General features: G+C 55.3%; 10 protein-coding genes. 4 read left to right on the top strand and 6 right to left on the bottom strand.

All coding sequences use genetic code 11. The annotated features are described in order from the left end of the window. Positions 1-64: 64 nt before the first annotated feature. The gene (gene gltS, locus ABWP27_RS10975; protein WP_353156619.1) at positions 65-1,276 is read right to left on the bottom strand and encodes a sodium/glutamate symporter; all 1,212 of its coding nucleotides are present in this window, start codon (positions 1,274-1,276) and stop codon (positions 65-67) included. Between the two features lie 198 nt (positions 1,277-1,474). Further along, positions 1,475-1,597, bottom strand: a complete 123-nt coding sequence (locus ABWP27_RS10970) for a hypothetical protein (protein WP_353156616.1) — start codon at positions 1,595-1,597, stop codon at positions 1,475-1,477. 124 nt (positions 1,598-1,721) lie between these two features. Between ABWP27_RS10970 and ABWP27_RS10965 the strand changes: the two genes are divergently transcribed. After that, entirely contained in the window at positions 1,722-2,936 is a 1,215-nt protein-coding gene (locus tag ABWP27_RS10965; RefSeq protein WP_353156614.1) for a YbfB/YjiJ family MFS transporter, read from the top strand. Between the two features lie 115 nt (positions 2,937-3,051). On the opposite strand, the gene ABWP27_RS10960 is transcribed toward ABWP27_RS10965, so the two are convergent. Continuing rightward, on the bottom strand, positions 3,052-3,867 hold the full coding sequence (locus tag ABWP27_RS10960) for a ParB N-terminal domain-containing protein (RefSeq protein ID WP_353156612.1): 816 nt from the start codon (positions 3,865-3,867) through the stop codon (positions 3,052-3,054). Between the two features lie 222 nt (positions 3,868-4,089). On the opposite strand from ABWP27_RS10960, the gene mnmH reads away from it, so the two are divergent. The 3 genes from mnmH (at position 4,090) to ABWP27_RS10945 (ending at position 6,690) form a co-directional block, all read left to right on the top strand. Then, the gene (gene mnmH, locus ABWP27_RS10955; protein WP_353156609.1) at positions 4,090-5,169 is read left to right on the top strand and encodes a tRNA 2-selenouridine(34) synthase MnmH; all 1,080 of its coding nucleotides are present in this window, start codon (positions 4,090-4,092) and stop codon (positions 5,167-5,169) included. Between the two features lie 30 nt (positions 5,170-5,199). After that, positions 5,200-6,258: a selenide, water dikinase SelD gene (selD, locus tag ABWP27_RS10950; RefSeq protein WP_353156606.1), complete on the top strand. Its 1,059-nt coding sequence runs from the start codon at positions 5,200-5,202 to the stop codon at positions 6,256-6,258. Between the two features lie 63 nt (positions 6,259-6,321). After that, on the top strand, positions 6,322-6,690 hold the full coding sequence (locus ABWP27_RS10945) for a c-type cytochrome (RefSeq protein WP_353156604.1): 369 nt from the start codon (positions 6,322-6,324) through the stop codon (positions 6,688-6,690). Between the two features lie 57 nt (positions 6,691-6,747). On the opposite strand, the gene ABWP27_RS10940 is transcribed toward ABWP27_RS10945, so the two are convergent. The 3 genes from ABWP27_RS10940 to ABWP27_RS10930 form a co-directional block, all read right to left on the bottom strand. Beyond that, complete coding sequence (locus tag ABWP27_RS10940; RefSeq protein ID WP_353156601.1) at positions 6,748-7,317, bottom strand: RBBP9/YdeN family alpha/beta hydrolase; 570 nt, start codon at positions 7,315-7,317, stop codon at positions 6,748-6,750. After that, complete coding sequence (locus tag ABWP27_RS10935) at positions 7,314-8,165, bottom strand: EAL domain-containing protein (RefSeq protein WP_353156598.1); 852 nt, start codon at positions 8,163-8,165, stop codon at positions 7,314-7,316. Before ABWP27_RS10935 ends, ABWP27_RS10940 begins: the two co-directional genes overlap by 4 nt. A 66-nt stretch (positions 8,166-8,231) precedes the next feature. Next, a complete protein-coding gene (locus tag ABWP27_RS10930) occupies positions 8,232-8,450 on the bottom strand; it encodes a TOBE domain-containing protein (RefSeq protein WP_353156622.1) in 219 nt (72 codons plus the stop codon). Positions 8,451-8,460 lie beyond the last annotated feature (10 nt).

The following is an 8,460-nucleotide window of genomic DNA, read 5'->3' as shown; positions in this document are numbered from 1 at the left end:
TCAGAAAACGACGCCATCACTGCGGGCCATGTCAAAGCTCTCTCGCATGACTCTGACAGAACCGTCAGTTATAAATCGGCAGTGCCAGGAATAATTTGATGACGATCGCATTTGCGATGTCGATAAAGAAGGCGCTGACCATAGGCACCACCAGGAAAGCCACGTGTGACGGCCCGAAGCGTTCTGTCACCGCCTGCATGTTGGCAATCGCCGTCGGCGTCGCGCCCAGGCCAAAACCGCAATGCCCGGCCGCCAGCACAGCAGCATCGTAATTTTTCCCCATCACGCGGAATGTCACGAAGGCTGCATAAGCCGCCATCGCCACTGCCTGTACTGTCAGGATCAGCAACACCGGCAAGGCCAGCGTCGCCAGATCCCACAAACGCAAACTCATCAGCGCCATCGCCAGAAACAGAGACAAACTGACGTTACCCAGCACCTGAATGGCGCGTTCAAAAATCTTGTATCCGACCAGTAGCGACAGACCGTTGCTCAGCAAGACGCCGACGAACAATACGCAAACGAAAGTCGGCAGTTCAAAAGCAGTGCCGTTCAATTGATTCGCAATCGTGGTGCCGACAGAAAGGCTCACCGCAATCAAGGCGAGTGCCTCAATGAATGCCTGCGGCGTGATCAGTTGCACCGCTTTCGGTTGTTCAAAGCTTTGCTGCACCTCGTCATCGTTCGCCTGCGTAGTTTTGGCGGCGGACAAATTGAAGCGTCTTACCAGGAATCCTGCCACCGGGCCGCCCACCAAGCCGCCCAACACCAGACCGAAAGTAGCGCAGGCGATTGCGATTTCAGTCGCTGCTGCCAGGCCATGCCGTTCCGCAAACACGCGCCCCCAGGCCGCCCCGGTACCATGGCCGCCAGACAGAGAAATGGACGCACCCAGCAAACCGATCAGCGGATCAAGTCCCATGATTTTCGCCATGCTGATGCCAATGATATTTTGCGAGACCAGCAGGCCTAACACCACCGCCAGGAACAAGGCTAGCGTGCGACCGCCGGCTTTCAGGCTGGCGAGATTGGCATTCAGACCTATGGTGGCAAAGAAAGCCAGCATGAGTGGCCCTTGCAAGCCGCTGTCGAACTGCACTTGCGTGTTTGAGAAACTGCGCAGCGCAAACAAAAGCAATGCGACCAGAAGGCCGCCGACTACCGGCTCGGGAATACTGTAGGTTTTCAGAAAGGAGGAAGAAGATACCAGCTTGCGGCCCAATAACAATACCAGCGAGGCCGCCACCAGAGTTTCCAGAATATCGAAACTAATCATCTGTTACCTTTCGGTTTTTCCCTATATCAGAAAATACCAGACATCGATGCCTTGCGGGCAATCCAGGCGCTGCGCACTCAAGGGCTAGATTGCCCAACCTTTTAAAGGCAATGCTGCATTGGCGACTTTCAAGGAATTGCCAGCCTGATAGCGCCCTGCCTCAGAAAACTGCAATTTCTCCTTCAGCTTGCATCGACATCACCGATAGCCGCAGCGTTTCAGAAATGATGCCATTGCCGGCGTCCATGTCTTCGTTTCCGCAGCGACAAAACTGCCGGTTTCGGCAACGGCAATGAACAGGCGTAATGACTTCAAATCCACAAGATCACCTTCATATCAACATCTCTAAGTGTGATACAGCGCATCATTACAAATCGTTTGTAGGGCTACCAAGCTATCGCTATGATCTTATCAACAGAGGAAACTCCCTATTGATGGAACGCACATGAGCTCACGCATCGACCTTCCCGCTATCGCCGTTGGCATGAGTGCAACTCTGGCTGCTATCGGTTTGGCGCGGTTCGCTTACACGCCGCTATTGCCAGCCATCATCCATCACGGCTGGTTTCTGAGTTCGCAGGCTGTTTATCTCGGCGCTGCCAATCTACTTGGATATCTGCTTGGTTCGCTGATGGCGTACCGACTTTCCGAACGATTTGAAGCACGCGGACTGCTGGGCATTGCCTTCCTTGGTGTCGTGCTGAGTTTTATCTTGTGCTCACTGCCGGGAGCATTTGCCTGGTTCTTTTTCTGGCGCCTTGTGTCCGGCATTGCCGGCGGCATCTTGATGGTGGTCGGCCCATCCCTTGCATTGATGGCGGCTTCCAGCGGACGAAAAACCACTGTTGCCTCCTTCGTCTTTACCGGCATAGGCATGGGCGCAATACTTTCCGCGACCGTGGTACCGCTACTGCTCAGCTTCAGTCTGACGGGCGCCTGGTTGACGCTAGGTATGATCACTCTGCTTGCCGGCCTTGCCTGCGATTGGGGCTTGCGTCGTATCCGCATACAGCAGGCGGGAACACCGATGCAGCAAACAGCAGATTCATCACCTGTTCAAGCAATCAGTATCGCTGCACTCATCGTCGTAATCGCCTACGGCTTTGACGCGGCCGGTTTCGTACCTCACACCGCTTTCTGGGTCGACTTTCTTGATAGAGAAAAATCTCTGGGGACCAATGCCGCTTCCTTCCAATGGCTGCTGTTCGGAATCGGTGCAATTGTCGGCCCGATGGTTGCCGGTTTCCTTGGCAATCGCTTGGGTTGGCATCGCAGTTTGGCACTGGGATTTTTTATCAAGGCAGCCGCGATTGCCATTCCCCTGCTGTCGATCTCATTCTTCTGGCGCTCGACATCTTCTCTGATCGTCGGTGTCATGGTGACCGGCTTGGTGGCACTGACATCCGGCCGCATCATGGAGTTGGTCGGACCGACGGCATACAAACGCGTATGGGGAATGGCCGCAGCATCCTTCTCAAGCGCGCAGGCTTTATCCGGTTACGGCATGTCTGCGCTCTACGGTGTACTGGGTAGCTACGTACCGCTCTTCGCCATCGGCAGCATCTTGCTCGCAAGCGGTGGCCTGCTCATTATGCTGACGCCAAAAGCACACATATCTCCTGCTGCAGCTACGCTGGCTTTATGCAAAAAAGAGAATTGATATACAAGCCTTCCTCCATCACACTTCACCGTACGCCCGCCTCGCACGTATAGCCGTTCTGGAAAAGGAACTGGTATCAAATGTGCTATTACTCTGCAGCGATCATTACCGCTGATTATTGTTCGCTCCGTGTCTCTGCCAGTGCGATCGTCAAATGCTGCACTCTCTTTTTCAAGTGATCGCGCTCTTCTGTCAGTTCGGCAAGCAAGCCCTTCAAACGATAAATCTCGATTTGATCTGCCGAGGCGCCGTCCGGCGGTGGCGCCAGTTCGACTTTGGGCTTCTGCGGCAATCTGGATTCGCGCACCTGTCTTGCCGCCTGGCGCAATTCTTTCTTGCCTCCGGCAACGGCTGCAACCTGCTTTTCGCTCGGCAAGGAAGCAACAGCCGCAGCGGCATTAATGGAAATGGCACCGGATTTGATCGCGCCGACCAGTTCCGGCGCTGCTGTCTTTTGTATTTTTTCGATTTGTCCCAGTGTTGCGCTACTCATGCGCGCGGCACGCGCGACGGCCTCGCGGGTCAATGGCGACTCTTTCTCTTCCTGCACGGACGCATCGCTGCCATCAGCTGCTTCAGGGGATTGCCGTTCCTGCTTCTGTGCCAAACGCGCAGAGACGATTTCTTTCTTGCGTAATGCCAGCACTCCCCTCTGGAAATCCGATACGCTGCGGCGCCCCAGATGATTGTCGATCATCCACAGGTGTACATCATCCATAGACTGGAACGCATGATTCTGCACAGTATTGAAAGGAATCGCGTGCTTCTGGCAGATACCGTAGCGATTGTGGCCGTCAATCAGCAGGTCACCCCACAATACCAAGGCATCGCGACAGCCTTCCGACAGCAGGCTGCGTTCCAGCGCAGCATATTCATCTTCGGTTAATGGATCGATATAGGCGCGCAGGTCTTCGTTGATCGTAATGGTCATGTTTCGGGCGATATAAATGAAAGCGCCGGTAGTGTACCGCCACTGCAGTCGCAGCGTCGCGTTGATTGTCTGTGTGAGTTGTGTTGCGAGGGTCAGGTCGGTAGCCCCCGGCGCATAGGTGAAGGGAAACCTCTGATCGGATAGATCATTTTCCCGCTGCAAATCAGCGTTTTCGCTTTATCAGCGATAATACCCGGCATTCCATACACCAACTATCCAACAATGAAGTACCCCGCCGTACTTTCCTTTAATGAAGTTCGACCGCAACTCGCGCAGTTCGACGCCATCATTGACGTGCGCAGCCCGGCAGAATTTCACGAAGACCATATTCCCGGTGCAATCAATTGCCCCGTTCTCGACGATGAACAGCGTGTGCAGGTTGGCACCATGTACAAGACCGTCGGTGCATTCGAGGCGAAGAAGCTGGGTGCAGCACTGGTGGCAAAAAATATCGCACGGCATATTGAAAGCCAGTTTCTCGGCTATCCGCAAAACTGGAAACCGCTGATCTATTGCTGGCGCGGCGGCAATCGCAGCGGCGCAATGGCGCACATCTTTGCGCGTATCGGCTGGCCGGTCGTGCAGTTGAATGGCGGATACAAAGCCTATCGCAGCCATGTCAATGCCGAACTGGCCGTTTTGCCGCAGGCCTTGAACTTCAACGTACTATGCGGGCCGACAGGAAGCGGAAAAAGCCGCTTGCTGCAGGTATTGGCGAGCCAAGGCGCACAGGTGCTGGATCTGGAGAAGCTGGCAGCACATCGCGGTTCGGTACTGGGCGATTTGCCTGCAGCATCGCAACCGTCGCAAAAACGATTTGAAAGTCTGCTGTGGGAATTGTTAAGCAGCTTCGATCCGTCACGACCGATTTTCGTCGAGGCGGAGAGCAAGAAAGTAGGGAAGTTGCGGGTGCCGGATCAGTTGATGGAAAAGATGCGTGCATCGCCCTGCACCACGGTTCATCTCTCCACGCCGCATCGCGTTGCCTTGCTGATGGAAGAGTATCCTCACTTTATTGCCGATCCGGTGCAACTCAATACGCAACTCGATTTCCTTATTCCCTTGCATGGTCGCGAACGAATCGCACAATGGCATCAACTCGCGCTGTCGGATAAAACACCCGAGCTGGTGGACGAGTTGCTGCGCACGCATTACGATCCGGGCTATCTGCAATCGATCAAACGCAATTTCATTCAGTTGCAGCAGGCACGCCCCCTGACCCTCGCGGATATTTCCGAGGAGAGCTTCCAGCAGGCGGCCCGGCAGTTGAATCAGCCCGCAGACAATTCCTCAGACGCCTGAGCCGGCGCGCATTTTAAAGACAGGTTGCACATGACGACAGAAACACCACCCATCATCAGACTGACCGAGTTCTCGCACGGCGGTGGCTGCGGCTGCAAGATTGCGCCTGGCGTGCTCTCGCAGATACTGAAAAGTACAGGCGGCTTTCCACTGCCGAAAGAATTATTGGTCGGCATAGAAACCTCCGATGATGCTGCCGTCTACCGGCTCAACGACGAGCAGGCACTGATAGCCACCACGGATTTTTTCATGCCCATCGTCGACGATCCTTACGACTTCGGCCGGATCGCCGCCACCAATGCCATTTCAGACGTGTATGCGATGGGCGGCACACCGATCATGGCGCTCGCGCTGGTCGGCATGCCGGTCGGGAAATTGCCGCTGGAAACGATAGGGCTGATTCTGAAAGGCGGCGAAGCTATCTGTGCAGAAGCGGGCATTCCGATTGCCGGCGGCCACACGATCGATTCCGTCGAACCGATTTACGGCCTGGTTGTGATGGGGCTGGTGCACCCGTCGCATATCAAGCGCAATGCCAGTGCACGTGCCGGCGACAAACTTATTCTGGGCAAACCGATAGGCGTCGGCGTACTGTCAGCAGCGTTAAAGAAAAACCTGCTGGATGCAGCCGGTTACGCATCCATGATCGCCAACACGACCAAACTCAATACGCCTGGCAAAGCGCTGGCGCAACTCGCCGGCGTGCATGCGATGACCGATGTCACCGGCTTTGGCGTACTGGGGCATTTACTGGAACTGGCGCGCGGCGCCGGGCTTTCAGCCCAGCTGGACATGTCTCTGATCCCGCTATTGCCGCAAGTGCGGCAATTGGCCGAACAGGGATGCATCACCGGCGCGTCTGGAAGGAACTGGCAGGGTTACGGCCACGAAGTAACATTGGCGCCGTCCATCAACCCGGTACAACAGGCGCTGCTGACCGATCCTCAAACTGCCGGCGGACTGCTGGTGTCGTGTGCGCCGGACGCCGTCGAACAGGTATTGGCATTGTTCAGGAAAGACGGCTTTGCCGACGCCGCCGTAATTGGCGAAATGCGCGAGGGAAAACCCGGCGTTGAAGTTAGCTGCTGATAGCGACCCGCCAAGCGAAAATTGCTCTGTCGTTTGGCAGAACACGCTTTACACGTACAGAAGATGAAGAAGAAATTATTACTGGTGCTCGCATTGAGTTGTGGCGCAGCCCAGGCTTATGCGGCAGGCGATGCAATCGCTGGCAGGACGGCATTCGCAAAATGCGCAAGTTGCCATCAGGTCGGACGATCTGCACGCGGCGTCTTTGGCCCGCAATTGAATGGAATCATAGGCAGGCCTGCCGGTTCCACCAGGGATTTCAAATATTCCACAGCGATGATGAATGCGCGCATCGTCTGGTCGGAAGATTCATTACGTGCCTTTCTCAAGTCGCCGGGTGATGTGGTGCCAGGAAATAAAATGCGTTTTTTTGGCATCGGAAATGACAAGCAGATTGATGATCTGCTCGCTTATTTAAGCCAGTACAAATAAGTGCCTGAAACATTCGCCTCCACGCAAACCATTTACGCTCACCGTTTTTTTAAATCCTCAAGCGAAGTAATTTGAATCAGGCACAAATGCGTGCGCCATGTCGAGCAGATATCTGAATTGCTGCAAGCCCTGCTCCCAATCACCCAACCCGGATTCAGCATTGATATGTCCCAGCGCGCCGGCATTCAGGAAACCGCAGCCCCAGCGATCGGCCCAGTAAGCAGCACGATGACTGGCCATCCATGGGTCGTTGGAACTGCCGATGACGATGGAAGGACATGGCAGGCGTGCATCGCGCAAGGCATCGGCGACAGCAAATTTTTCCGGATCGGCCGGCGCCACCAATAAGGTGCCCACCAGATTGGAGCGGCTGCGGCTGGCCGCATGCATGGTGGTCAAACAACCGAAGCTGTGCGCAACGATCAAGGTTGGCTGGTCCGACTCTTCCAGTACCTGTGTCAGACGTTGCGACCAGCGCGGCAATTCGGGCCTGGCCCAATCGTCCTGCTGCACGCGTTCAAATACCGGATACATCTTTTCCCAGCGCGTTTGCCAATGCGCTTCTTCACTGCCGTGCAGGCCCGGCACGACCAGCACGCGGTATTCGGACAGATGTGGAAGATTCATGATGCAAGCTCCACCCTTATGCCCCTGTCTTGCCGGACCTCTGTGCCATCCTGCGCAAAACCGGCTTGAGGTTGATCCCACAAATATCCTTGCGCGGTAATTGTCTGCTGTGCCAACTCACCGAGCTTGCGCAACTTGTCGCAAATCGCTGTCGACTCGACACGTTTGAACACCACCCTGACCTTTTTCTCTGCACTTGCCTGCAGCAAAGTGAGCGCAGCTGCTTCATCAGTAATTTCTCGTACATCGACCTTGATCACATCGGGATGCACCTGCTCCAGCAATGCCAGACCCTGGCGCGCATTGGCAGCGTTGACGGCGAGACGGAAGCCGTTGCGTCGGTAGTTGTCGGCGACATAATTCAGCAACCAGGCCTGATCGTGCTGAATCAGCGGCAATTGCAACACGATTTTCCTGTGCGGCAAACCCAGCACATCCAGTACGCGCCGGAATGACATGCCGTGATTGCTGTCGACCGCAGCCAGCAGGCGCGCATGCACGCTGAGGTAGAGATCGACATCGGTCATTTCGGATTGCCGATAGAAATTGACGGCATGCAGCAAACGGCACAGTCGATCGAGTTCTATCGATTGCTCGTCCGTCGCGCCGGTATCCAGCAGTTTCCAGATGCTGAGGCCGTCATCGCTTCTGGAATAGCTGCGCATGAAACCCTGTACACCGACGATGCGCTGATTATCCAGCGTTCGTATGGGTTGAAACGCACTGGTCAGCGTGGAATTGAAATAGCGTCCATGCGCGCGCCCCTGCTCATCCAGCCACAAGCTGGTATCGGCCTGGGGCGTGGCGTGCAGGTGCGATAAATATTGCTGCAAGGCGGGGAAATTCATGATGCTCTTCCTTGATCCGCAGGCATACGCCCGCCTTTCCATAGTGCAGGCGGACGTCGCGCAGATTTATAACAGTTTGGCGAGCGACACTTCAGTTGCCTTGACCAGCGCAACGACCTCGGTGCCGATTTTCAAATCCAGATCCTTGACGGAACGGGTCGTGATGACGGACGTCACGATACCCGCCGGTGTGCTGACATCGACCTCCGATACGACGTCACCCAGAATGATGTTGCTGATCTTTCCCTTGAACTGATTGCGTGCGTTGATTTTTTCGATGCTCATGGCGTTCCTT

It is taken from the genome of Herminiimonas fonticola (genome assembly GCF_040395855.1).
Lineage (GTDB): Bacteria > Pseudomonadota > Gammaproteobacteria > Burkholderiales > Burkholderiaceae_D > Oxalicibacterium > Oxalicibacterium fonticola_A.
Note: the sequence above shows the minus strand (reverse complement) of the source record. Positions and strands in the feature narration are given on the sequence as shown.

What these genes read in the sequence shown, in the direction of transcription:
- ABWP27_RS10930 (WP_353156622.1), bottom strand. Translation starts at nt 8,450, where the DNA reads ATGAGCATCGAAAAAATCAACGCACGCAATCAGTTCAAGGGAAAGATC.
- ABWP27_RS10935 (WP_353156598.1), bottom strand. Translation starts at nt 8,165, where the DNA reads ATGAATTTCCCCGCCTTGCAGCAATATTTATCGCACCTGCACGCCACG.
- ABWP27_RS10965 (WP_353156614.1), top strand. Translation starts at nt 1,722, where the DNA reads ATGAGCTCACGCATCGACCTTCCCGCTATCGCCGTTGGCATGAGTGCA.
- selD (WP_353156606.1), top strand. Translation starts at nt 5,200, where the DNA reads ATGACGACAGAAACACCACCCATCATCAGACTGACCGAGTTCTCGCAC.
- ABWP27_RS10945 (WP_353156604.1), top strand. Translation starts at nt 6,322, where the DNA reads ATGAAGAAGAAATTATTACTGGTGCTCGCATTGAGTTGTGGCGCAGCC.
- mnmH (WP_353156609.1), top strand. Translation starts at nt 4,090, where the DNA reads ATGAAGTACCCCGCCGTACTTTCCTTTAATGAAGTTCGACCGCAACTC.
- gltS (WP_353156619.1), bottom strand. Translation starts at nt 1,276, where the DNA reads ATGATTAGTTTCGATATTCTGGAAACTCTGGTGGCGGCCTCGCTGGTA.
- ABWP27_RS10960 (WP_353156612.1), bottom strand. Translation starts at nt 3,867, where the DNA reads ATGACCATTACGATCAACGAAGACCTGCGCGCCTATATCGATCCATTA.
- ABWP27_RS10940 (WP_353156601.1), bottom strand. Translation starts at nt 7,317, where the DNA reads ATGAATCTTCCACATCTGTCCGAATACCGCGTGCTGGTCGTGCCGGGC.